25 protein-coding genes and 1 riboswitch are annotated in these 23278 nt (G+C 68.2%); of the genes, 11 read left to right on the forward strand and 14 right to left on the reverse strand.

Annotation, left to right across the window (positions count from 1 at the left end; all coding sequences use genetic code 11):
- Positions 1 to 192: 192 nt before the first annotated feature.
- The 6 genes from BST11_RS24155 to BST11_RS24180 form a co-directional block, all read right to left on the reverse strand.
- Complete coding sequence (locus BST11_RS24155) at positions 193 to 891, reverse strand: DUF3800 domain-containing protein (protein WP_083140776.1); 699 nt, start codon at positions 889 to 891, stop codon at positions 193 to 195.
- A gap of 42 nt (positions 892 to 933) precedes the next feature.
- Positions 934 to 1287, reverse strand: a complete 354-nt coding sequence (locus tag BST11_RS24160) for a hypothetical protein (protein WP_142276530.1) — start codon at positions 1285 to 1287, stop codon at positions 934 to 936.
- A gap of 218 nt (positions 1288 to 1505) precedes the next feature.
- Complete coding sequence (locus BST11_RS29030) at positions 1506 to 2798, reverse strand: PPE family protein (RefSeq protein ID WP_083140778.1); 1293 nt, start codon at positions 2796 to 2798, stop codon at positions 1506 to 1508.
- 143 nt (positions 2799 to 2941) lie between these two features.
- A riboswitch (cobalamin riboswitch) is annotated at positions 2942 to 3160 on the reverse strand.
- Between the two features lie 89 nt (positions 3161 to 3249).
- Entirely contained in the window at positions 3250 to 3858 is a 609-nt protein-coding gene (locus BST11_RS24170; protein ID WP_083140779.1) for a restriction endonuclease, read from the reverse strand.
- Between the two features lie 33 nt (positions 3859 to 3891).
- Entirely contained in the window at positions 3892 to 5244 is a 1353-nt protein-coding gene (locus tag BST11_RS24175; RefSeq protein ID WP_142276531.1) for a cytochrome P450, read from the reverse strand.
- Between the two features lie 31 nt (positions 5245 to 5275).
- Positions 5276 to 5572 (reverse strand): DUF4193 domain-containing protein, encoded by a 297-nt coding sequence (locus BST11_RS24180; RefSeq protein WP_083140780.1) that lies wholly within the window; start codon positions 5570 to 5572, stop codon positions 5276 to 5278.
- A gap of 309 nt (positions 5573 to 5881) precedes the next feature.
- Between BST11_RS24180 and BST11_RS24185 the strand changes: the two genes are divergently transcribed.
- Entirely contained in the window at positions 5882 to 6565 is a 684-nt protein-coding gene (locus tag BST11_RS24185) for an HAD family hydrolase (protein WP_083140781.1), read from the forward strand.
- On the opposite strand, the gene BST11_RS24190 is transcribed toward BST11_RS24185, so the two are convergent.
- Positions 6566 to 7066: a DUF6328 family protein gene (locus BST11_RS24190; RefSeq protein ID WP_083140782.1), complete on the reverse strand. Its 501-nt coding sequence runs from the start codon at positions 7064 to 7066 to the stop codon at positions 6566 to 6568.
- A 50-nt stretch (positions 7067 to 7116) separates the two neighbouring features.
- Here BST11_RS24190 and BST11_RS24195 point away from each other — a divergent pair, with 50 nt between their 5' ends.
- From BST11_RS24195 to BST11_RS24210, 4 genes are read left to right on the forward strand one after another with little or no spacing between them, the layout of a single operon-like run.
- Positions 7117 to 10302 (forward strand): adenylate/guanylate cyclase domain-containing protein, encoded by a 3186-nt coding sequence (locus tag BST11_RS24195; protein ID WP_264010260.1) that lies wholly within the window; start codon positions 7117 to 7119, stop codon positions 10300 to 10302.
- 21 nt (positions 10303 to 10323) lie between these two features.
- Positions 10324 to 10884, forward strand: coding sequence for a hypothetical protein (locus BST11_RS24200; protein ID WP_083140783.1), 561 nt, complete (start codon positions 10324 to 10326; stop codon positions 10882 to 10884).
- Positions 10884 to 12200 (forward strand): Dyp-type peroxidase, encoded by a 1317-nt coding sequence (locus tag BST11_RS24205; protein ID WP_083140784.1) that lies wholly within the window; start codon positions 10884 to 10886, stop codon positions 12198 to 12200. Before BST11_RS24200 ends, BST11_RS24205 begins: the two co-directional genes overlap by 1 nt.
- Positions 12197 to 13210: a hypothetical protein gene (locus tag BST11_RS24210; protein WP_083140785.1), complete on the forward strand. Its 1014-nt coding sequence runs from the start codon at positions 12197 to 12199 to the stop codon at positions 13208 to 13210. Before BST11_RS24205 ends, BST11_RS24210 begins: the two co-directional genes overlap by 4 nt.
- Positions 13211 to 13217: 7 nt before the next feature.
- Here the strand turns inward: BST11_RS24210 and BST11_RS24215 are convergent, their stop codons facing one another.
- Positions 13218 to 13586: an STAS domain-containing protein gene (locus BST11_RS24215; RefSeq protein WP_240491971.1), complete on the reverse strand. Its 369-nt coding sequence runs from the start codon at positions 13584 to 13586 to the stop codon at positions 13218 to 13220.
- A 155-nt stretch (positions 13587 to 13741) separates the two neighbouring features.
- Here BST11_RS24215 and BST11_RS24220 point away from each other — a divergent pair, with 155 nt between their 5' ends.
- The 6 genes from BST11_RS24220 to BST11_RS24245 are packed head-to-tail and all read left to right on the forward strand — an operon-like array spanning position 13742 to position 19407.
- A complete protein-coding gene (locus BST11_RS24220; protein ID WP_067317332.1) occupies positions 13742 to 14635 on the forward strand; it encodes an STAS domain-containing protein in 894 nt (297 codons plus the stop codon).
- Positions 14636 to 14657: 22 nt separating this feature from the next.
- Positions 14658 to 15047, forward strand: coding sequence for an STAS domain-containing protein (locus BST11_RS24225; protein WP_067317334.1), 390 nt, complete (start codon positions 14658 to 14660; stop codon positions 15045 to 15047).
- Positions 15037 to 15447 carry an anti-sigma regulatory factor gene (locus tag BST11_RS24230; RefSeq protein ID WP_083140786.1) on the forward strand — a complete coding sequence of 137 codons (411 nt, stop codon included), beginning with the start codon at positions 15037 to 15039 and terminating at the stop codon, positions 15445 to 15447. The genes BST11_RS24225 and BST11_RS24230 overlap by 11 nt, the downstream gene beginning before the upstream one ends.
- Positions 15448 to 15449: 2 nt before the next feature.
- Positions 15450 to 16076 (forward strand): SpoIIE family protein phosphatase, encoded by a 627-nt coding sequence (locus BST11_RS24235; protein ID WP_083140787.1) that lies wholly within the window; start codon positions 15450 to 15452, stop codon positions 16074 to 16076.
- 30 nt (positions 16077 to 16106) lie between these two features.
- Positions 16107 to 18332 carry a SpoIIE family protein phosphatase gene (locus tag BST11_RS24240; RefSeq protein ID WP_083140788.1) on the forward strand — a complete coding sequence of 742 codons (2226 nt, stop codon included), beginning with the start codon at positions 16107 to 16109 and terminating at the stop codon, positions 18330 to 18332.
- 55 nt (positions 18333 to 18387) lie between these two features.
- Positions 18388 to 19407 (forward strand): iron-containing redox enzyme family protein, encoded by a 1020-nt coding sequence (locus BST11_RS24245; RefSeq protein ID WP_083140789.1) that lies wholly within the window; start codon positions 18388 to 18390, stop codon positions 19405 to 19407.
- Here BST11_RS24245 and BST11_RS24250 read toward each other — a convergent pair.
- The 6 genes from BST11_RS24250 to BST11_RS24275 form a co-directional block, all read right to left on the reverse strand.
- The gene (locus tag BST11_RS24250) at positions 19355 to 19609 is read right to left on the reverse strand and encodes a CDGSH iron-sulfur domain-containing protein (RefSeq protein ID WP_083140790.1); all 255 of its coding nucleotides are present in this window, start codon (positions 19607 to 19609) and stop codon (positions 19355 to 19357) included. The two genes, BST11_RS24245 and BST11_RS24250, sit on opposite strands and share 53 nt — an antisense overlap.
- Positions 19606 to 20295: a HemK2/MTQ2 family protein methyltransferase gene (locus BST11_RS24255; protein ID WP_083140791.1), complete on the reverse strand. Its 690-nt coding sequence runs from the start codon at positions 20293 to 20295 to the stop codon at positions 19606 to 19608. Before BST11_RS24255 ends, BST11_RS24250 begins: the two co-directional genes overlap by 4 nt.
- Before the next feature lie 105 nt (positions 20296 to 20400).
- The gene (locus BST11_RS24260; RefSeq protein ID WP_067317344.1) at positions 20401 to 20955 is read right to left on the reverse strand and encodes a type 1 glutamine amidotransferase domain-containing protein; all 555 of its coding nucleotides are present in this window, start codon (positions 20953 to 20955) and stop codon (positions 20401 to 20403) included.
- Between the two features lie 14 nt (positions 20956 to 20969).
- Positions 20970 to 21380 carry a malate dehydrogenase gene (locus BST11_RS24265; protein WP_083140792.1) on the reverse strand — a complete coding sequence of 137 codons (411 nt, stop codon included), beginning with the start codon at positions 21378 to 21380 and terminating at the stop codon, positions 20970 to 20972.
- A gap of 154 nt (positions 21381 to 21534) precedes the next feature.
- Positions 21535 to 22521, reverse strand: a complete 987-nt coding sequence (locus tag BST11_RS24270) for an LLM class F420-dependent oxidoreductase (RefSeq protein WP_083140793.1) — start codon at positions 22519 to 22521, stop codon at positions 21535 to 21537.
- Positions 22522 to 22617: 96 nt separating this feature from the next.
- Positions 22618 to 23082, reverse strand: a complete 465-nt coding sequence (locus BST11_RS24275; RefSeq protein WP_083140794.1) for a GatB/YqeY domain-containing protein — start codon at positions 23080 to 23082, stop codon at positions 22618 to 22620.
- Positions 23083 to 23278: the final 196 nt, after the last annotated feature.

Genomic DNA, 23278 nt, shown 5'->3' on the forward strand with positions numbered 1-23278 from the left:
ATCGTCAGTCCTTCCCGCCAAGCTCACGCTCGGCGTGTCAGACCAAGATCAGATCCACCGTTGTTCTGACAGTCCCCGCCAGGAAATACGGCGTGTCGCCGGCGTGTTGTACATTGGCATCGGGACTCCCGAAAGGGATCCTGTTAGCCGCAGCCCCGCCTCGTGCGGGGCTGGCGTGCATCTGGGGCAGGATTACCACAAGTGCCACGCGTACAGCTGGTCCTTCACGACGTCCCAGAGGTCGTCGTTGGCCTTGACGGCGCGAGCATCTGTGACGCCCGACCTCCGTCGCCGGAAATGCAGGTATGAGACCAGATCGGCAGCTTGGAGGAGGCGGCTGTGCTTGGAGGGGGCGAAGTGAAGGGCATCGACTGCCCGATCTGCCTTGCCTGAGTAAAGGCTCAGGGTGCCAATCCGCTGGAACTGCCAATAGCTTGCCCGGAGAGTGTCAGCTTGGTCGATCTCGTCTGCGATCGCGAGAAAGTGTGTCTCCCTGCCCCTCGCCATGCCGTTGAGTGTCTGCGCCATGAAGTCGATGGCGACACGATGCGGATGCCATGGGTTGGTATAGCGTCGGTTCAGCGCCGGAATATCGATGCCGCGGAGGGCCAGCTCCACACCGTCGCATGATGCGATCGCCTCAAGTGCGTCCGAATAGACCTTGATGCGAGCGCGGATCATCGGCGCCATGGGGGCCCAGTCGTCTTTGCCGTGCACAAGCGCATGGCCGTGCAATTCCGCGTCGTAGGCCACGCCGTACTTCGTCATGGCCTCGTGTACGACTGCGTCGAGCGAATTCTGCAGCTGGAGTGCGGCCTCCGCGGGAACGACAAGGGCTGTGAGCCAGTATTCGACTTTGTCGTACGACTCATCGAGGTAGGCCAGCAGCATGGCCCTGAATCTAGCGGGATCCGTCGAACGTCAAACGGGTACTCAGGACAGCTTGACTTCGCGTACCGGCTGCGTGGGCGACCAGTGATCTGCGCCGCGCCGGCGCACCGGTCGAAGCGGTGACGGAGGCGGCCCGAAGACCGCACGCGCGATACTCTCCCGATACTCCCACTCGGCCCGCGCCGCGATCGCCGCGCGCCGACGCTGCCGGCGGTCGAGCCACACCACCGCGGCGACTACGACCAGCGGCACGAAGAACCACGGGTAGGCCAGGATCACCCCGACGACCGTGTAGCCGGCGGGCAGCGCGAACAGCACTGCGGCGAACGGATGCCGGTCGTACCAGCGGTCCCTAGCCGACTCGAAACCGCATCGCGGGCATGTGTGCTTCGCCATCACTTTCACCTTCCGTCCGCAGTGCGTCCGCAGTAGTGCCAACCATTACTATTACTCCCCAACGCTGACAACGGCCTGACGTGCATCTTCTCAACACTCACAACTACACCAGCCTGCGCAAACGCCCAGGACGTAGAGTTCGGGACGAAGAGGCCGTGGGTTCAAATCCCGCCACCCCGACTCAACGACTCCAACGACTTTCGAACGGTCGCGGCGGCTCAACCGCTGTGGTCGATGGTCGATTGGGGCGGTCTCACGATCACGATGGGCAGCGGGCGGTTCTCGGAGGCGGTGACGCCCATCGGGGACGGACCGGCACCCACGCCGCTCATGGAGCGTGCCGCCATGCTCGCCAGTGCCATCTCGCCGAGCAGGCTTCCCTCGCTCCCGACGGCGGGGGCGACGCCGACGCTGGGCAGCGCTTCGGCGGCGAGCCTGATCTCCGGGGCGGCGGTGGTCCAGCCATACGGCACCGACAGCGCCCCGACCGAGGACGCCTGACCCACGCCGGCCGACACCGCACCCCCGAACCCGGCTGACCCCGCCGCGCCGACCGCCGCAGCCTGAGCAACGCCGCCGCCGGCATCGGCGGCCGCGGCCGCGTCACCGCCGCCCAGGCCGACGAAATCGGTCATGGTTCCCAGAAAGTTGCCCGGCATGTAGAACCCGGACGAAAACATTGTGTTCAGGAGGTTGTCGTTCAGGAACGCGCTCAGGGGCGACCCGTCCGTTCCGGCCAAGAAGTTCAAGATCCCCGCCGGGGTCGAGAAGTCCGCCCCGTCCAGTCCGGCTTCGGCCATCACCGCCGCCGCGGGCCCGGTGGGCGAGGCGAGGCCTTGCAGCGCGGCCGGCACCGCGGACAGCAGCTGCGACAGCCCCGTTTCCGTGGTCGTCGCCGCGGAGGGACCCGGGGCCTCCCCGCTCGCCAGGGCCTGAAGCGCGTACGCGGCCGGATCGGCGATCCGCGGGGGCGGCGTGAACGGGGTCACCAGCGCGGCCGCCGCCGATTCGGTGGCGTAGCCGTACATGGCGACGGCATCCTGCGCCCACATTTCCGCGTAGCCGGCTTCGGTGGCCGCGATCGCGGCGGTGTTCTGGCCCAAGACGTTGGCCGCGACCAACGACATCAACCGGACCCGGTTGGCCGCGATCACCAGCGGGGGGACCGTCGCCGCCAACGCGGTCTCATAGGAGGCCGCCGCCGCCCGCGCCTGCGCGGCCGCCTCCTCCGCCCGGGCCGCCGTGGCGCTCACCCAGCCCGCGTAGGGAGCGGCCGCGGCGGCCATCGACGCCGCGGACGAGCCGTGCCACCGGGCAGTGAGTTCCGAGATCACCGCGCCATGGGCGAGCGCCATCGACCGCAGCTCCGCGGCCAGCGCCTCCCAGGCCGCGGCGGCGGCCATGAGCGGCGCGGAACCCGCGCCGGAATACAAACGGCCAGAGTTGATTTCCGGCGGCAACAGGCCAAAATCCGTCAATACGGTGGTCGTGGTGAACGGCGGAGGTGTCATCGGACGTCCTTGGATGCGACGGGATGCTCGTCGCCCTAGGGACGTTTGGCCGCCAGACCCGGTCAGCACACCGACAGACCGGCACCACAACTTCTGCCAACGGCCGTCCGCCCAATCCTCGAGGCGACGCGCAGCCGGACGCGGCGCGCCCGGCACGGCTGGCAGGTCTTCGGACTCGCAGGCACGCACCTGTCGCGGTGCTCCTAGTGGCCGTCGCTTCCCAGCCCCAGACATCTGCTGTAGGCCAGTGCCGATGACGGCGGTCGTTCCTGCATACCGCTGCGGGACAGTCCCGGAATCTCACCGGGTTCCCTCTCATGACAAACCTCTAGAAGCGTTCGCCATTCGATGCCGGGGACACAGCTGCGGCCCCAGCAAACCAGCTGCGGAGAGGACACTACCTGATGTCCAGCGGCGTGGTAAACGTCCGCCAATTCGCGAATGAGGCCGCCTACGCTCCCGATTCGGGTTGCAGCCGGCGCCGCTGGGCCCGCCGGCTTTCCACCCGCGCCCAGATCCGCAACTGGTCGCGACCGACCAGCCGGCAACCGTGGGTCGTCGCCAACTGGCGGGCCGCCTTCGTGAACGACTGATTCGTCACCACCACCGTCCGATCGCAGCGGTGATGCAGGGCACCGGCCACCACCTGCTGCACGGCGGCCACGCCGACGGCCTTGGCCTGCCGCTTGCACTGGACCGCCATGGAGATGCCGTCTTTTTCGGCGATCAGGTCCACCCCGTAGTCCCCGGTGCTGGCGGTGGGGGCGACACCGAACCCCACGGCGCGCAGTTGCGCCGCAACGAATTCCTCGAACTCGACTCCCGACATCTCATCGATCGCCGCCAGGCTCGAAGCCACGTGGCGAAGGTCCCGCCGCCGCTGCCGGCCGGCGCGGTAGCGGTCGCGTTGCGCGCCCAGCCACAGCAGGGCGGCCACCGTGAGGACCAGCCCGCCCAGCCCGGCGCAGAATCCGACAACGACGGTGCCGGTCGCCCGCTGGGTGAAATACCAAGGGAGGGCGAACCCGACCACGAGCAGCGACCCGAATACCTTGTCCATCGTCGGATGAAACTAGCCGACGGGTACGACAATTCAGCGCAGGCGGAACCGAACCCGGGTGCCGTGGCGCGGCGCGAGCATGATGGAGCGGCGAACGATCCGCTCCGGCGCGTCGTCGGCCGCGCTGAACTCCCCCTCGCGCAGCAGCGTGTGTAGCACGGTGATCAGTTCCCGCATCGAGAAGGCCGCGCCCAGACAGCGTTTGACCCCGCCCCCGAACGGGACCCAGGCGTAGGTCTCGGGCCGGTGGCCGAGGAATCGCTCGGGGCGAAATTCGTTCGGGTGCTCGTAGGTGTGCGGATTGCGGTTGATGGCGACGATGTGCACCACGATGCGCGTGCCGGGCTCGACGAGGTAGCCGCCGATCGGAAACGGTTGCGCCGCAACGCGGGACGTCAGCGGCGCCGGCGGGCGCACCCGCAGGGTCTCGTGGATCACCGCGGTCGTGAAGGCCTCCTCCCCGCCGCAAGCCTCGGCCTGCACGCGGCGCAACGCGTCGGGATGATGCAGCAGGAGGTCGAAGACCCAGGCCAACGTGGTCGCGGTGGTCTCGTGGCCCGCCAACATCAGCGTGATCAGGTCGTCACGAATCTCGCTGTCGGACAGTCGTTCTCCGTCATCACCGCGAGCGCGCATCAGCAACGCCAGGATGTCGGGGTGCTCGCCCAGCCGCGGGTCGTCGCGCCGCCGCGCGATGAGCGGCATGACCACGTCGTCGATTTCCTGGTTGGCGCGGGTTCGCTGTGGCCACACGCGCAGCGCGCCCAGGTGCCGCAGCGCGTAGCGCACCGTCAACTGCTCGGAAACGCCCAGGTTCAACAGGCGTTCGAACGGCCGGCCCAGCCGCCGGACTTCGTCGGGGTCGTCGACGCCGAAGATGACCCTGACGATCACGTCCAGGGTCAGCGCCCGCGCCGCCGTCAGCATCGGGAACGGCCGGTCGACCGGCCAGCCGAGCATCGCCGCGCGGGCGGACTCCTCCATGATCGGCACGTAGCCGGCCAGCGCGGCACCGTGCAGCGGGGGGGTGAGGAGCTTGCGCCGCCGCAGGTGCTCCGGCTCCTCCTGCACGAACATCGACCCGGCCCCGTAAATGGCGGCCGCGGGGCCCACACCCTCGCCGCCGAGCAGCACGTCCGGCGGCGCGGTGAAGACCTCCTTGGCCAGCTCCGGGTCGGACACGATCGCCACGTCGCCCAGGCTGAGGATGGGCATCGTCATGATGGGCCCGTACCGGCGGATCAACCGCAGCATCCGCCGCTCGCCGCCGACCAGATACGCGAGCGCATACGCCGCGGCGAAAGCCGAACGCAACGGGCGCGGTGCGGGCAGGCCGGGCGGACGGCTCACGCTGACGACAGAAACACGGCCGTCCCGGTTGGTCAAGGCGGCGGCGCGCGGCCGCCGGGTCCCGCCGTTACGCGCAGTCGGCGCAGACCGGGAGCCCCGAGCTCGTCGTCCGCAACCTGCTGCGGTGCTGCACCAAGAAGCAGCTCGAGCACGTGAACTCGTCGGCTCGCTGGGGCACCACCGTCACGGACAGCTCTTCGCTGGACAGGTCCGCGCCTGGCAGCTCGTAGAAAAGGACGTCGTTGGGGTCCTCGTCGACAACCGCGGTCGCCGAGGCCGCGGGCGCGAGCTCGCGCAGCGCGGCGGCGTCCTGGGGCTCGACGTCCGGTGTGCGGCGTGCGTCGTAGTCGCTTGCGGTCGCCATGGTGTTCCTCCTCCATGTATGCCGGGCTGACGCACTTGCTTGTACTCACCCGTGGCAGAGTCGGTACCCCGTTCGGCTGCGGGTTAACCCTGTTTTGATGCGTCCGACGGGAAATTGCCGGTGAAAATTGACGCTCTCGGCGCCCGCCGGGCCCGGTTGCGGGCGGCCCGGCGGTCGACCGGACCGCAACGGCGCGGTCCCCTCGGAACTCGTTGCTTCCCAGCGCAGCTCGGCTACGATCACGGCGCCATCGGCGCGGGGACCGGACCACGCTGTGTCGGTCGGCGCCGGCGTGGGTATGCGGGCCAGATGACCGGCCGTGCCGCGCCCGCAGTCCTGTTCGACGTCGATGGGACCTTGGTCGACTCCAACTATCTGCACGTCTGTGCCTGGCAGCGCGCCTTCCACGATGAGCGCATGGAGGTCGGGGCCTGGAAGATCCACCGCTGCATCGGCATGGACGGCTCCCGGTTGGTGCGCACGTTGTCCGGTGACGCACCCGAGGACGTGCGGGAGCGGCTCAGCGACGGGCACAGCCGCTACTACCGGGACACCACCCCGCTGCTGGCGCCGCTGCCCGGCGCCCGCGCGCTGCTGCGTCGCGTCGCCGAGCTCGGGCTGCAGGTCGTGCTGGCCAGTTCGGCGCCCGAGGACGAGCTGCAGGCCCTGCTCAAGGCGCTCGACTGCGATGACTTCATCGCCGCAACCACATCGTCGCGCGACGTGGACACCGCCAAGCCCGAACCCGGCATCGTGGAGGTCGCGATGGACCGGGCCGGGGTGGACGCGCGGCGCGCCGTTTTCGTCGGCGACGCCGTGTGGGACGCCCAGGCCGCCGCGGCCGCGGGCCTGCCATGCATCGGAGTGTTGAGCGGCGGCATCTCCCGCGACGAACTGCGGGCGGCCGGCGCCGCCCCGATCTTCGCGGATCCGCAGGATCTCCTCGAGCGGCTGGACTCCACCCCAATAGCCGAGCTGGCGCGCGCCGGCTGACTACATCCCGTGGGTGCGCAGCATGAGTGGCAGCGCCCACCAGAAGAAGGCGAACAGCGCGAGCGCGCAGGCTCCCGCGATGAACCCCGCCGTCGCCCCGGCCACCGCGACGAAGATGATGACGGTCACCCCGGTGAGCGCCGAGCCGAGCAGCGCCAGCCCCGCGTAGGCGCACCGGTGCGCCGCCGACACCAACACCTGTAGGCGATGCCGCCGGAACAGCAGCCGATGAATCCCGACCGGGGCGATCAGCAGCACCGTCGCACCCACCGAACAACCCACCGTCACCAGATAGACGATGCGCATCTGTTCGGTGAGGAGGTCGAAGCGCTGCTGGAACGGCAGCGTCAGCAAAAAACCGGTGAGCAGCTGCACCCCGGTCTGCACCACCCGCAACTCCTGCAGCAGGCTGTTCCAATTTCGGTCCAGCCGTTCGATCTCGGTCTCGCCGCGCTGATCACGATCCCAGCGCTGGTCGGCTTCCGGGTGATCGACGTCCATGCCGTGATCATTCCACCCCGCAGTCCTGCGGGCGGTGCGACGATACTGACGTGGACGACACTCCCGGTGCGCTGACACCCGGACTGTCCTGCGCGTCGTGCGGCACGGGGCTGGCCGCGAAGGCCAAATTCTGCAGCGAGTGCGGGGCGCCGCGCGCCGAGGCCGCCCGATCCGCGGAGTACAAGCAGGTGACGGTGCTGTTCGCCGATGTCGTTCGGTCGATGGACATTGCCACGCGGGTCGGCGCGGAGCGGCTGCGCGAGATCATGACCGACCTCGTCGAGCGCTCGACGGCGGTGGTGCGGCGCTACGGCGGCACCGTGGACAAATTCACCGGCGACGGACTCATGGCGGTCTTCGGGGCACCGGCCGCGCTGGAGGATCACGCCATTCGGGCCTGCCTGGCCGCGTTGGGCATCCAGGCGGCGGCGGCCACCCTCTCCGAGGAGGTGCGGGCCCGCGACGGCATCACCCTGCAACTGCGGGTAGGCCTCAATTCGGGCCAGGTGATCGCCGGCGAAATCGGTTCGGGTGCAGGCAGTTACACCGCGATCGGGGAACAGGTGGGGATGGCACAGCGGATGGAGTCGGTGGCCGCCCCGGGGGCGGTGATGGTCAGCGAATCGACGGCCCGGTTGATCGGGCACGTCGCCGTGCTGGGCGAGCCGCAGGAGGCACAGGTCAAGGGCACCGACCGGCCGGTGCCCACGTGGCGTTTGATTGCGGTCGATGATCGCCATGCCAGGCGCCGCGGGGAATCCAAATTGGTTGGACGCGCGTGGGAACTCAACACGGTCGCCGCGATCCTGGACGAAGCCATCGGCGGCTCGGGCTGTGTTGTCAGCTTCGTGGGCCCACCCGGCATCGGCAAGAGCCGGATGGTCCGCGAGGCCGCCGCCGTCGCGGTCGACCGTGGAGTCCCTGTCTTCAACGCCCACTGCGAGTCGCACGCAAGTGACGTCCCTTTCCACGCCGTGGCGGGGTTGCTGCGGGCCGCAATCGGCATCGAGGACCTGGATGCGGACAAGGCCCGCAGGCAGGTGGGCGAGCTGTTCGCCGAAGCCGACGCGGAAGACCTCGTGCTATTACACGACCTGCTCGGCGTTCGCGAGGCCCCGCTGCCCGACGTCGCCCCTGATGCGCGGCGGCGGCGGGTGACGTCGTTGATCAACGGCGCGGCCCTGGAACGTCAGGAGCCGGGTGTGTACGTGATCGAGGACGTGCACTGGATCGACGAGGCGAGCGAATCAATGCTCGCCGGTTTCCTCGCGATCATCCCGCAGACTCCGACGCTGGTGCTGCTCACCTACCGGCCCGAGTACCAGGGCCGGCTGACGCGGCTGTCGGGGGTGCAGTCGCTCGCGCTGCGGCCACTGACCGACGCCCACACGTCGGCGCTCACCGCGGAGCTGCTCGGGAACGACCCGTCCACGCGCGCGTTGGCCCAACTCATCGCCACCCGCGCGGCCGGGAACCCCTTCTTCGCCGAGGAGATCGTGCGTGACCTGTCCGAGCGCGATGTGCTGCAAGGGGATACCGGCGATTACCGACTGGCCGACAGCGTGCTCGAGCGGCCCGACGAAGTCGCCGTGCCCGCGACCCTTCAGGCCACCATCGGGGCCCGCATCGACCGGCTCAGCCCGACCGCCAAGCGCACCCTCAACGCCGCCGCGGTCATCGGGTCGCGTTTCGATGTCGACTTACTCGACGAACTCGCGGAGGATGCCGACCCGGCCGCCTTGATCGACGCCGAACTGATCGACCAAGTCCGCTTCACGCCGAAGACCCAGTACGCGTTCCGCCACCCCCTGATTCACGCGGTCGCGTACGAATCACAGCTGAAAGCGGATCGAGCCAAGCTGCACCGCCGCCTGGCCGCCGCCATCGAGGCGCGCGGATCCGTCGACGAGAACGCCGCACTCATCGCCGAACACATGGAAGGCGCCGGGGATCTGCCCGGCGCCTTTGCCTGGCACATGCGCGCCGGAGCCTGGACGAACTATCGAGACATCGCCGCCGCGCACTCCAGCTGGCGCAGAGCGCGGCGGGTCGCCGACCGGTTGCCGGAGGACCACCCCGACCGGATGTCGATGCGCATCGCGCCGCGAATGTTCCTGTGTGCCACCGCGTCCCGGCAGGGCGGCCGGAGCGCCGAGACCGGATTCGATGAGTTACGACAACTGTGCAACGCGGCCGGCGATCAGCGGTCGCTGGCCGTCGGCATGGTTGGGCCGATGACGGACAGCCTGATGAACGTGCGTCGTGAAGAGGCATCGCGGCTGGCGGATGAGCAAGTCCGGCTGCTCGAGTCGATCGGTGATCCCACCCTGACGCTGGGCCTACTTTCGATGGCGCTGCTCGTCAAACACGAGACGGCCGAGATGGCCGAGATCCTCCGGCTTTCGCAGCACGTGATCGACCTCGCCGACGACGACTTCACCAAGGGCAATCTGGTGTTCGGATCACCGTTGACGTACTGCCTTCCGATGCGGGGGGTCGCCCGGGCGTGCCTGGGCCTGACGGGGTGGCGGGAGGACTTCCAGCGGGCTATGGCGGCCGCTCGCCACGCCGACGCGATGAGCCGCGCCAGCTCGGTTTACTACACCTACATGTCCGCGCTCACGTTCGGGCTGGTCCTGCCCGACGAGACCGTGCTCGCCCACTCCGCCGGCAACTACGAGCTCGCCAGGCAAGCGGGTGAGGACATCGCCGAGTCCCTGTCCGAAACGGTCCACGGCGTCGTCCTGGCCAGCCGGGGCGGCGCCGACCGCGCGGCCGGGATCGAGCTGCTGGTGCGCGCCCGCGAGCGCGCGCTGGAGTTGCAGTTCACCCTGGTCATTCCCCCGTTCGTCAACAGCTACATCGCGCGCGACTGGGCCAGCCGCGGAGATGTCGATGGCGCCATCGAATTGGCCCGTACGGCCTTCGCGGACATGGCCACCGCCAAGAGATGCGTCTGGCTCCCGCTGGCCGTCACGGCGCTCGTGGAAGCCCTGGTGAAGCGGGGCGCCGATCAGGATCTCGACGATGCCAAAGTCGCTATCGACCGCCTGGCGGGCGCGCCGACCGACCCCGGATACGTCGTGAATGACATTGCCCTGCTGCGGCTTCGGGCGCTCCTGGCGCAAGCACACGGGGACGCGGGGTCATACCGCGACTATCGGGACCGGTACCGGGCGATGGCGAAATCGCTTGGCTTCCAAGGGCATATGGCTTTGGCCCGGGCCATGGCATAACCGGCGACGAATGGAGGAACGATGCCCGCGATCGATCACGAATGGAGCAAGCCCGCCGCCATGGCGATTCCGGCGGAGGGCTACTTCGAGCTCCAGCGCGGCAGGTACGGCCCGGTCTTTCCCCGGACGCCCGCGGGCTACGGTTTCTCGATCATCGCCAAGGTGAAGCCGGGCCGCGAAGATGCGATTCGCGAGTACGGCACTACGATCCAGGCGGCAATAGAGGCACAGCCCGATCTGCTCGCCCCGCTGCGCCTGCACTACTTGCGTTGGGTGTTGTTCGACGTCGGCTCCGGGCTGCATTTCCAATACCAGGGCATCTTCGACACCGACTTCGACAAGTACACCGAGGACGCCATCAAGCTCTTCTCACTGTCGGGCGTCACGACCGTGTTCACCAATCTCGAAGGCTTCCCGGACGACTGGCAAACCAACCCGGAGGCGTTCATCAGGTTCGTGCGCGAGCATCAGTTCCCCAGCTTCCTGGAGTACGGGGAGTATCCCTACGTCACCGCGGACGAGATCAAGAAGGCGCTTCGGCTCAAGGCCGCGTTCTCCGACATGCTGGACCAGATGCAGTGATGCTCGATCTCGACAACATCCAGCACATCCTGGTGACCCGCACGCCGGCCATGACGGGTCGCTACGAGTTCCTGTCTTTCGGCGATCCGGTGGGAGGTCGCGCGTGGCTGGGTGAACTCGTCGACAAGGTCCAGTCGGCGGCGGATGCCCGCAAAACGATGGACAGCCAAGACCGGTGGGTCACACTCGCGTTCACCTGGAACGGCCTTCGGGCGCTCGGCGTTCCCGAGGATTCGCTGGCCACCTTCCCGGACGAGTTTCGCGAGGGCATGGCCGCGCGCGCCGACATCCTGGGCGACACCGGAGCAAATCACCCCGACAACTGGGCGGGCGGGCTGGCCGGCGGCGACCTGCACGCGATCGCCATCCTATTCGCGCGCAACGACGCCGAACGGCGCCGCTGCACCGTCGTCCACGCCGATCTGGTCGCGCGGTGCCCCGGCGTGCGGGTGCTGTCCTTCCTCGATCTGAATGCGACGCCACCATTCGACTATGCCCACGATCACTTCGGATTCCGGGACCGGCTGTCGCAACCGGTGATCGCCGGAACCGGCGAGGAGCCGACGCCCGGCTCCGGGGGTGCGCTGCAGCCGGGCGAGTTCATCCTCGGCTACCCCGACGAGGAAGGTGTCGTCCCGAAATTCCCTCAGCCCGAAGCACTGTCACGCAACGGTAGTTTCATGGCCTACCGGCGGCTGCGTGAGCACGTCAGTTTGTTTCGGAGCTACCTCGAGGAGCAGGCGGCAACCCCCGACGGGCGGGACCTTCTCGCCGCAAAGCTGATGGGCCGGTGGCGAAGCGGCGCGCCGCTGACCCTGGCACCCGAGCGCGACGACCCGGGGCTCGGCGCGGATCCGATGCGCAACAACGACTTCAATTACAAGGAGATGGACCGGTTTGGCTACGCCGTGCCACTGGGATCCCACATCCGCCGGCTGAATCCGCGTGACACGGCCGTCAACATGAACCGGCGCCGAATGATCCGGCGCGGCGCGACCTACGGCGCAGCGCTTCCGGAGGGCGCCGACGACGACGGCGCGGATCGGGGAATCGCCGCGTTCATCATCTGCGCCAGCCTCGTCCGCCAATTCGAGTTCGCGCAAAACGTGTGGATCAACGACCGCAACTTTCACGAGCTGGGCAACGAACGCGATCCATTCTGCGGAACACAGGACGGCACAATGGAGTACAAGATTCCCAAACGTCCCGTCCGCAAAACTCTGAAAGGCTTGCCCGCCTTCACCACCCTGACCGGCGGGGCCTATTTCTTTCTACCCGGTATCAACGGCCTCAAGTACCTTGCGAGGGTCCAGTGAGCGCGCCCGCACGCACCTACAACCAGGCGCACATCCCCCGCAAACACACACCGGGCCGTCGGCGCATCAGCATCTATTGGACCTGGAGCTACCCGTGGGAGGCTCAGCGCGATCCGGCCGAATTGGACAATCGGTTCTCCACGATGACCGAGGTCCGTAGGGCGGCCTGGCCCGACTACGAGGCCCCGGAATGGGACGGGGCGCACTTCCTGCAGGGCATCGCAGGCACCCTGGAGTTGTTCCACCGCTCGACGCTGCACTTCCAAAAATTGGCCGGCGAGGTGACCGGCCACCCTGTCGCGGTTTTTCAGCGCATCGACCAGGCCGGCTACGCGCTGCCGATCGACGAGCGGATACTCGCCGACACCGACACCCTCATGATCTTCGGACTCGATCATGTGCTCGAACAAGCGGAGGCACGACCCGACGAGGTCGACGCCATCCGCGCCTGGTTGCGGCGGGAAGGCACCTGCCTGCTGCTGGCCCCGCACCACGACGTCGGCTTCACCGACGACGCGAGGCAACGCCAGGTCGAGTACCTGCACCACGGTGACCCGCTGGTGCCCCGCCAACAGCGCTTCAGCCAGTACACGCGCTCCCTGATGCGGGCGCTCGACGTTCCCGTCCACAACACCTGGGGGCTCCGGCCGGCCGTCGCCCCCGAGGGCAGCAACCGGATCGCCCCGCTGACGCGCTTCGGAGACCTGGACACGCCGCGGCTGCTCGACAACGTCACCACCTTCAACTTCCACCCCCACCTGCCGCACTACGAATTGACCGCCCCGGAAAGCGACGCGCTGCGCGTGCTGGGGCGGCAACGGATCGATCCGACGCGGCCGCACCCCTTCACGGAGGCCGGCAACACCGAGTTCAATGCGCTCATCTGGATGCCGCCCGCCGGGCTACGCGCCGGCGACATCGTGTTGGTTGACTCCACAAACTTCACGACGCTCTTCGGTGGCACCGAGAGCTTGGTGACCTTCTGGCGAAATGTTGCGCTGATGCGATAGCGGCCGGTCAGCGGTTGAGGTTGCCGTCCCGCACAGCGGTCAACGCGTCATCCAGGGTGGGGTACAGGGGGAACGTCTTGTCCAAACCGGTCAGGTGAATCGGTCTCCTGGTCGCCGGGCCGCGCGCAACCACACCAAACTCGGTGGACTTACCCAGTTTTTCGTACGTCGCGGCCAGGATCTTCAGCCCGACCGAGCCGAGGAACTCCACCGCGGAAAGGTCGATGACCAGGGCCGTCGGCCCTTCGGCGATCACCGAGCCGATGGCCTGTTCGAGCGCCGGCGCCGTGACCAGATCGATTTCGCCGCTGACGCTGACCACGGACACACCGTCGTGGTCCTCAACCAACGTGGTAATCGAGTCGGGAGCTGACAATGGCGATCCTTTGTCCAGGGTCGTAAGTGTGGTGCAAGCCTAACCTGCCGCGCGAACTGCGAGAAGAATATGCCCTCGACGCCTGCGCCGCGATAGCCCAGGCTAGTCTCCATAAACAGTGCGCACTGCGGGCGCGACGCGGCAGGGGAGGCTATATGTCAGATTCGCCGTCGGATTTCGGGACTACCAGCATCGCCGCGCAGACGGTCAGCGAGGGCCTGCTGCCGCAGCTGGTCCAGCACCTGCGGCAGAACCGCACCGTTTTGCGCGAGGAGTGGGCACGCCGGATCACCGAGGCCGAATTGCTGACCGCGATGACGCCCGAGGAGCTGTTCTCCGAGGCGACCGCGGTCTACGACAACTACGTCGAGGTGCTCGAGACCGGTAGCGTCGAGGCGCTGCAGGCCTACGCGCGCGACCTGTCCGAACGCATCATCCCCCGGGGCGTGGAAACCGACGAGGTGCTGGGCATCGTGCTGTTGCTGCGCGACGTGCTCGCGCGGTCGCTGTTCGAGAAGTACCAGACCGAGTTCGAAATGCTCAACCGGGTGCTGGACGCCTACGAGCCGGCGGCCAACCGCATCGCCAACACCGTGGGCGTGAGCTTCGTGCAGGAACGCGAGCGCATCATCCGTCAGCAGCAGGAGGCGATCCGCGAGCTGTCGACGCCGGTGCTGCAGGTGCGCGAGCAGCTGTTGATCTTGCCGATCATCGGTGTGCTCGACAGCCAGCGCGCCCGCCAGCTCACCGAGCAGCTGCTGAGGGCCATCCGGGCGAACCGCGCCAAGGTCGTCGTCATCGACATCACCGGTGTGCCGACGATCGACTCCACGGTGGCCAACCACCTGGTGCAGACCGTCGACGCGTCGGGCCTGATGGGCGCCAGCGTGATCATCACCGGCCTGTCCTCGGAAATCGCGCTGACGCTGGTGACGATCGGGCTGGACCTGTCGAAGATGAACGCCGTCGGCGACCTGCAGGGCGGCATCGAGGAAGCCGAGCGCCTGCTCGGCTACGAAGTCACCCGCACCGGCGAACAGACCGGATAAGCACCATCGACGCGAGCGCCTCATGCCAGTACCCATCCTGAAGCAGGGATCGATCCTCATCGCGTCCGTGCAGGCCGCGCTGTCCGACTCGGACGCCGAACGGCTCCGGCACGACCTCATGGATCGGGTCAGCCAGTTCCGCGCGCAGGGCATCATCGTCGACCTCACCGCCATCGACGTGATGGATTCGTTCGCGGCCCGGTCGCTGCGCACCATCGCACACATGACCCGGCTGCGCGGCGCGGACACGGTGATCGTGGGCCTGCAGCCCGAGGTGGCCTTCGCGATGGTGCAACTGGGTCTGGCATTCGACGACATGAACACCGCACTAGATCTCGAAGAGGGCCTTGCGCTGCTGAATCGCCAAGGTGGAGTGGGGAAATCGACGATCGGGCGCGACGGTGGCGGGTGATTTCGTCGTCGACATCCACAAGCCCGACGACATCGTCGCCGCCCGCAAAGCCGGACACCAGCTAGCCCTCGATCTCGGATTCTCGCTGACCGACGTCACCATGATCGCCACGGCCATCTCCGAGATCGCCCGCAACATCACCAGCTACGCGGGGCGCGGCGCCGTCCAGGTCACCGTCGCCGACCGCGAGGGCCGCCGGGCCCTGGTGGTGCGCGCGGAGGACGAGGGACCCGGCATCGTCGACATCGAGCGGGCGATGGAGGACGGGTACTCGACCGGCCGTGGGCTGGGGATGGGCCTGCCCGGCGCCCGCCGCCTGATGGACCGGCTGGTGGTGGACTCGACGCCCGGCCGCGGGACCATCATCGAGATGTGGAAATGGGTTCCCGCCCATGCCTGACCATGCATGACAACGGCCGGTTCGGCCCGATCGAGTGGGCGGCCGCCGGCCGCCCACTGCCCGGCGAGCATGTCTCCGGCGACCAGCGGATCGCGATCGGCATCGACGACGATGCCGCGCTGTTCGGCGTGATCGACGGGCTCGGGCACGGTCCGGCCGCCGCGGTGGCCGCACTGCGCGCGGTCGACACGCTCACGAACGCATGCACCGAGCGGCTCGAGGTGCTGATTCAGCTCTGCCACCGCGTGCTGGAAAACACTCGGGGGGCGGCAATGACGCTGGCGCGGGTGGACTTCGGGGCCAACCTTGTCTCCTGGACCGGGGTCGGCAACGTCGCCGCCAACGTAGTCGCCAAAGCGGCGACCGGCACCCAGGTCCGGGCCAGCGCGCGCCTCATTTCCGGCATCGTCGGCTATCGCATATCGGAAATCAGGCCGGCACAGGTGGTTTCGGTTCGCACGGGCGACCTGATCGTGATCGCTACCGACGGCATCACCGCGGATTGCGTGGACCACATCGACTTCGCCGCCCCCGCCACGGTCATCGCCGACCACATTCTGACCAAGCACAGCAAGGAAACCGACGACGCGATGGTGCTGGCCGCGCGCCATCGGGGAACATCGACGTGAGCAAGACCATGAGCATGACATGAGCAAGACATGAGCGATCGCATCTTCGCGGCCGGCTTTCACGCCCGCTACGCCGACGCGCTCAAACGCCACCTGACCGAGGGCGACGAGAATGCCCTGTCGGTGGCCCACGAGCTCGGGCGTCGCGCCCTGGAAGCACAGCTCAGCATGCTCGAAATCATCGAGCACCATTTCCGGTTCGTGCAGGAGCTTGCCGAGGCGTTTCCGGTCGACCGGGCCGCCGCTATCGAATTCTTGTTACAGACGCTGGCCCCGCTGGACGTCGCGACCCGCGGATTCCTCGACGGCACCCGCCGTTACGCGGAAGAGCGCGCCCGCGCCGAGGGCCTGGCCGACCGTGACAAATTCCGCACCGCCCTGGTGAATTCGCTGCAGGAGGGCTTCTTCGTCGCCGACCACGAGGGCTCGGTGATCGAGGTGAACAACGCCTTCATCGACATCCTCGGCTATCCGACCTCGGGCCTGCCCTACCGATGGCCCCACCCGTGGCTGGTCGACAAGAAGACCGCGCGCGAACAGATCGCCGTGGTCCGCAACAACGGCAGCGCCGAGTACGAGACCCCGATTCGGCACCGGGACGGCCATCTCGCGTGGGTGATGGTGAGCATCAACGTGGTCCAGGAGACCGGCAGCGACCGCGATGTCTACGTGGGGACCATCCGCGATATCACCGTGGAGCGCGCGTTCGCCGCCCGGGAAAGCGCGGTCCTGCGCCTGGCCACGGCGGTGGCCGTGGCCAAGAGCGTCGCCGAGCTGTTGTCGATCACCCTCGACGAGTGCCGGGCGGCGATCGACGTCAAGCGCGTGATCGCCGTTTCGTGGCCCAGCGGTGAGGGCGAACCGACCGTCCAGGTTGCCGGTGATCCCGTCGAAACGACCTGGCGCAGGCTGGACCCGTGGCTGCGGCACACGTTCCAGGACGCGCGCAATCAGCTGCCACTGACGGCCAAAACCGTCGACAGTCCTGACAATCCCGGCAAGGCACAGGGATTGGTGGCGGTGCTGTCCAACACCGGCGACCTCGCGTTGTGGCTGGAGCTGCGTACCCCGCGCTGGGTCAGCGCCGAGGATCGGCTCTTGGTCACCGTCCTCATCGGGCACCTCAGCCTGGCCATGCAGCACGTGCGCCAGTTCGAGAGCGCCCGCGAGACATCGCTGACGCTGCAGCGCACGATGTTGCCTCCGCTAGAGCCACCCCCCGGCTTCGCGGTGTGCTACGAGCCCGCGATCCCGCCGCTGGAGATCGGCGGCGACTGGTATGACGTGCTGCCGATCGGCGAAAACCGGATCGGCATCGTCGTCGGCGACTGCGTGGGCCGTGGCCTGCCGGCGGCCGCGATCATGGGCCAGCTGCGCAGCTCGGCGAGGGCGCTGCTGATCAACGGCGCCCAGCCGGCGCTGTTGCTCGAGCAGCTCGACTCGGCGGCCTCGCTCATTCCGAATGCGTACTGCACCACGGTCTTCTTGGCGGTTCTGGACACCGAGACCGGGGTGCTGGAATACAGCAATGCCGGCCACATGCCGGCGGTGCTGGCCGGTCCCGAGGCCGGACAGACAACCGTGTTGACGGATGCCACGTCGGTGCCGCTGGCGGTCCGCCGCGAAGCACCGCGTCCGCAGGCCGCCCGGGTGCTCCCCCCGGGCTCGACGCTGATGGTGTTCACCGACGGGCTGGTGGAGCGCAAGCACGAGTCGATCGACGACGGAATCGCCCGCGCCGCAAGCATTCTGGCGAAGGCAATGGAGTCACCCCTGGAGGAGGTCCCGGAGACACTGGTTCGTGCGCTGGCTCCGCCGTCGGGGTACGACGACGATGTCGCGATGGTGGTGTACCGCCACCGACTGGCGCAGCTGCGTGTCGAAAGCGAAGCAGTGGCAGGGCAATTGGCGGCGGTCCGGCGCCGCCTGGCGGCCTGGCTGCGGAGCGCCGGCGTTCCCGACGGGTTGGTGGGCGACATCGTGCTGGTGGTCAACGAGGCGTGCACGAACTGCGTCGAGCACGCCTATCGCGGGCACGCGACAGGAACGATGCTGCTCGAAGCCGATGTCGCCGACGGCCAGATCCGCACGCGGATAAGCGACGCCGGTTCCTGGAAGCCCCCCGCGGCCGACCCGGGCCACGGCGGACGCGGCCTGGTGTTGATGAGGGCGCTCAGCGACGAGATGGACATCCACAGCACCACGGCGGGCACCACGGTCGACATCAATTTCCGTCTTCCGGCGGAGGCCAGGTGAGCGTGCGAATGAGCGGCGCCCGTTTGCCCGGGCCGATTCGAGGGTAGACATCGGCGTGACCCGCGCATCAATCACCGTCGAACCCGCCCTGCCGGCGGCGCACGGACCGCTGTCGACCGCCGTCCGTCGCGCACTGGCCGGCCCGCCGTCGTACGACTCGCTGACCCGCATCGGTGCACCCGTCCGGGACTCCGATCCGTACGGCCTGGACCTGCAACTGGCGTTGAGCATGTGCTACGAGCTGCACTACCGCGGGTTCGCGGGCGTCGATCCCGGCTGGGAATGGAATCCCGCCCTGCTGCAACTGCGCGCCGATTTGGAGCGCGCTTTTTTGGCGGGCGTGCGGCGCGACGTCGGCCCCATCGATCCCGAACACACCGCCGCGGCCGAAATGGAGGCGATCTCCGTCGAGCCGGCCGACGGCACCGGCCCGTCGTATTACCTGCGCGACACGGGAACCTGGGAGCAGATGCGTGAATACTTCGCGCATCGTTCGATTTACCACCTCAAAGAGGCCGATCCGCACGCCTTTGCGATCCCGCGGTTGACGGGCACCGCCAAGGCGGCGTTCGTTGCCGTCGAGTTCGACGAGTACGGCGCCGGCCAGGGCCCGCGGCTGCACCAGCAGCTCTTCGCCGATCTGCTGGCGGCGGCGGGCCTGGACCCCACCTACCTCGCCTACCTAGACGCCGTGCCCGCCGAGGCGTTGGCGGTGGTAAATCTCATGTCGCTGTTCGGGCTGCATCGCTCGTGGCGTGGCGCCGCGATAGGGCACTTCGCGGCGACGGAGATCACCTCACCCCCCGGTTCGCGGCGAATGGTCCAGGCCCTGCGGAGGATGGCTGCGCCGCAGGCATGCATCGGGTTCTACAGCGAGCACGTCGAGGCCGACGCGGTGCACGAACAGGTCGTGCGAATCGACGTCGTCGGCGATCTCGTCGCCCGCGAACCCCACCTCGACGCCGACGTCATCTTCGGGATACGCGCGCACGCCGCGGTCGAAAAACGGTTGGCGGATCGGATTATGGAGTCGTGGAAGCAGGGTCGGACGTCGTTGCGGAGGCCGCTCGACTAGCCTTGCCGAGCTGCTTCTTGGCGCCCCGGCAGCGTCGGTGGCTGGTGTCGCACAACGGATAATCGTCGCTGCGCCGGCAGGTGCAGATTGCCACCATGAACCGGTCGGACTCGACGACGCCGCCGTCGGGCATCTCGATGCGTACCGGCCCGGACACCAGCACGGGCCCGCCCGCGACCACCCGGACCCGCGTGGTGCTCATCGCTTGTCCGCGCGGATCACGACGAGTTCTTCTTCCCGCCGGCCCCGCGGGATCCGGCCGGTCTCCTCCAGCCACTTCGCTCGCGCCGTCATCACGGGGCCGAACGGAATCCACTTCGAGGCAACGATTTCGGCGTCCATGCCGGCCCATTTTAGGCGGTCCAGCGACTGCTGGGCACCGGCTATCGCCGAGTGCACGAGCAGCAGTGAACCGCCGTCGCACAGCAGTTTCGGCGCCGATTCGCACAGCGGATCGAGCACCATCCGGCCATCGCGGCCGGCGTTCCAGGCCCACGACGGGCCGGCGCTCGAGCAGATCTGATCGGAATCGTCACGGGGAGGGGCCGGGACGTACGGCGGGTTCGCCACCACCACGTCGAACGGGGCACAGTCGACGGCGTCGATCCACGATCCCTCGCGGACGTCGATGTCCAGGCCCGCCAGGGCGGCGTTGTCGCGCGAGCAGCGCACCGCGCGGGGGCAGACATCGAAGGCGGTGATGGCGGCGCAACCCATCTCGGCCGCGGCGATCGCGACGAATCCGCTACCCGTACAGAGGTCGAGCACCCGTCGCCCCGGGATGAGCGCGGTCTCGTGCATCACGTCCACCAGCAATCGGGAATCTTCCTGCGGCTGGTACACGTTGTCCGCAACCGAGATGACGGGTTCGGGGTAGGTGGTTGTCAAGGTGGGCCTTTCACCAGATCCAAAACGGATCGCCGTGGCGGTCACGGCTTCGCCGTGTATATGCCCGCAAACTCGGGGGTTGAAACGGTTCAACGGCGGGATCGACTATCCCGTGGGCGCGTGCGCGAATTGCTTGACGACCGTTTCGCAAAAAGCAGGCAGGTCCCTGGGCGAGCGACTGGTGATCAAATTGCCGTCCACCACCACCTCTTCGTCCACGACGTGTGCGCCCGCGTTGCGGAGATCGGTGCGGATGCTGGGGTAGGAGGTCACCGTTCGCCCCACGACCACCCCGGCCTCCACCAGCGTCCAGGGCCCGTGACAGATTGCCGCGACGGGCTTTCCCGACACCACGAAATCGCGCACGAACGAGACGGCAGCGCCGTCGAGCCGCAGCTTGTCCGGGTTGACCGTGCCGCCGGGAAGGACCAGGCCCGCGAATTCGCCTACCGCGGCTTCCGATACCGCGCGGTCCACGTCGAAAGTTCCGGCCGGCTCGAGATCGTGGTTACGTGCCTGGATCTCACCGGCTTTCAGCGACAACACCTCGACATGGGCTCCGGCTTGCTCAAGGGCGGCCCGCGGCTGCTCGAGTTCGACCTTCTCGACGCCGTCGGCGGCCAGGATCGCAACTTTCATGCCTTGCAACTCATTTGACATCGCGGCTACCCCCTTCACTGGGTATTTACGGTTGGGTTCGACGATCCGCCGTCCCGAGTGGCGCGTAACGCCGCATAGAGGTCGACCGCGCCGATCCCGCCGAGGGCTGCGGCCGAGATCATGCCCCGACGCCGGCGTCCGCGGCCACGGGCGGCGAAGCCGGTCAGCAGCAGCGTCACGTCCAGGACGTCACCCGCCACCCTGGTCCAGACCAACTTGTCGGGACCCGCCAACAGCGCGGCTCCGTGGCCGCATTCGCGGGCGCCGAGCGCCCGGATGATTCGGCGCGCCGGGCGCGTGTCGTCCACGCCCGCGATCGCAGCTACCTTGCCGGGCGCGAGCAGCTCGGTCAATCCCAACCCGAAGCTGGCGCCCGCGAGTGCCTTCACCACGGGCGCGGCGGTGCTGCCGGATCGATCACTCAACGTCGACTCCCTTGCCACGCCAAAGCGCTTACTTACAATTCCGTTGTCGCACAGGTAGTTCCGCGTGCAGGCAACCGATCCCGCGTTTCGACGGGCCGGACCGGCCCCCATAGTGGCATTCGGGTACCCCGGCAAGCACCGTCCAAACGTGCCATCAGCTCGAAGCGTCGCGCAGGGCCTCCAGCAAAGGCTGGGCGGCTTCCTTGAGGAACAGGTCCTGCGCCTCACCTCCGATCTGGACCAGCGCGATGTCGGTGAACCCCGCTTCCCAGTACGGGCGGACGCCGTCGACGATCGCGTCGAGGTCCGGGCCGCACGGGATCGAACCGGCGACGTCTTCGGGTCGGACGAATTGGGTCGCGCCGGCGAAACCCGCCGGGGTGGGCAGGTCGGCGTTGACCTTCCAGCCGCCGGCGAACCAGCGAAATTGGTCGTGCGCGCGCTTTATGGCGGTGTCGCGGTCGGGATCCCAGGACACCGGTATCTGGCCAACCACCCGTCCGCCTCCGGCGAGGTTGGCGGCCTGGCGGGCGGCGTGCCAGGCATCGACGAGGTCGCCGTCGGGCTCCACGGCGACGAAGTGGTCGGCCAGCTTGGCCAGCTTGTCGATGCCCTGGGGGCCGGACATCGCCACCGCGATACCGACGGGGATGTCGGGCACGTCCCACAACCGCGCGGAGTCGACCTGAAAGTACTCGCCGCGCCAGCTCACCAGCTGGCCGCCGAACAGCTCGCGGATGATCTTGATCGCCTCACGCAGCATGTCCTGCCGGCGTTCGACGGCCGGCCACCCCCTGCCGACGACGTGTTCGTTGAGGTTCTCGCCGCTGCCCAGGCCGAGGGTGAACCGGCCATCGGACAGGATCTGCACCGTGGCGGCCTGCTGGGCCACGATCGCGGGGTGATAGCGCATCGTCGGGCAGGTCACGTAGGTGTACAGGTCCACCCGTTCGGTGGCGTGCGCGACCGCGCCCAACACCGCCCACGCGTTGGGCGCATGCCCCTGCGAAGCCAGCCACGGGGAGAAATGGTCGCTGCACACCTCGAAGTCGAACCCACGCTCTTCGGCCGAAATCGCGTGCCGCACAAGCTCTTTGGGTCCACTCTGCTCGGTCATCAGAGTGTAGCCAAAATTCGTCATGCCGACATGATTACCCGGGTGCCCGGGGCGCAAACCGGCAGGCGGTTTCACCTTTTTGACGTGGCTTTGGACGTGGCTGCGACGCGGCGCGCGGGGCTACAGACGCTCCTTGACCGCCGCCGACAGGCGGGAGCCGTCGGCCTTCCCGGCGGCGATCGCCGTGGCCGCCTTCATCACCAGCCCCATCTGTTTCATCCCCGGACGCTCCCCGATGTCCTCGGCGACCTGGGCGATCGCGGTGTCGGCGACGTCGGCCAGCTCGGCCTCGGTCAGCGGCGTGGGCAGGTACTCGTCGATGATCCGCGCCTCGGCGTGCTCGGTGGCGGCGAGCTCGCCGCGCCCGTTCTGGGTGTAGATCTCGGCCGACTCCCCGCGCTTGCGCGACTCCCTGGCCAGCACCTTGATGACGTCGTCGTCGGAGAGCTCGCGCGCCTGCTTACCGGAAACCTCCTCCGTCTGGATCGCGGCGAGCAACATCCGCAGGGTCGCCGTCCGCAGCTTGTCCTGGGACTTCATCGCCTGGGTCAGGTCGGCCCGCAGCCGGGATTTGAGTTCCGCCATGCCTGAAACGCTACGCGCCGCGACGCCCGTCAAGATTGAGAAATGCCCGGCCCGCCGACAGGATGGACCCCATGACGCACGACGGGCCGCCCGGTGAGCGCGCGCCGGCCGGTCATCCCCCGCCGGCGTACGGCGCCCCGCCGGGCTACTACGCCCCGCCGCCCGGGTATGGCACGGGCGGCGGGGCGTAGTAGCC

Origin of the sequence: Mycobacterium alsense, from assembly GCF_002086635.1 — a bacterium.
GTDB lineage: Bacteria > Actinomycetota > Actinomycetes > Mycobacteriales > Mycobacteriaceae > Mycobacterium > Mycobacterium alsense.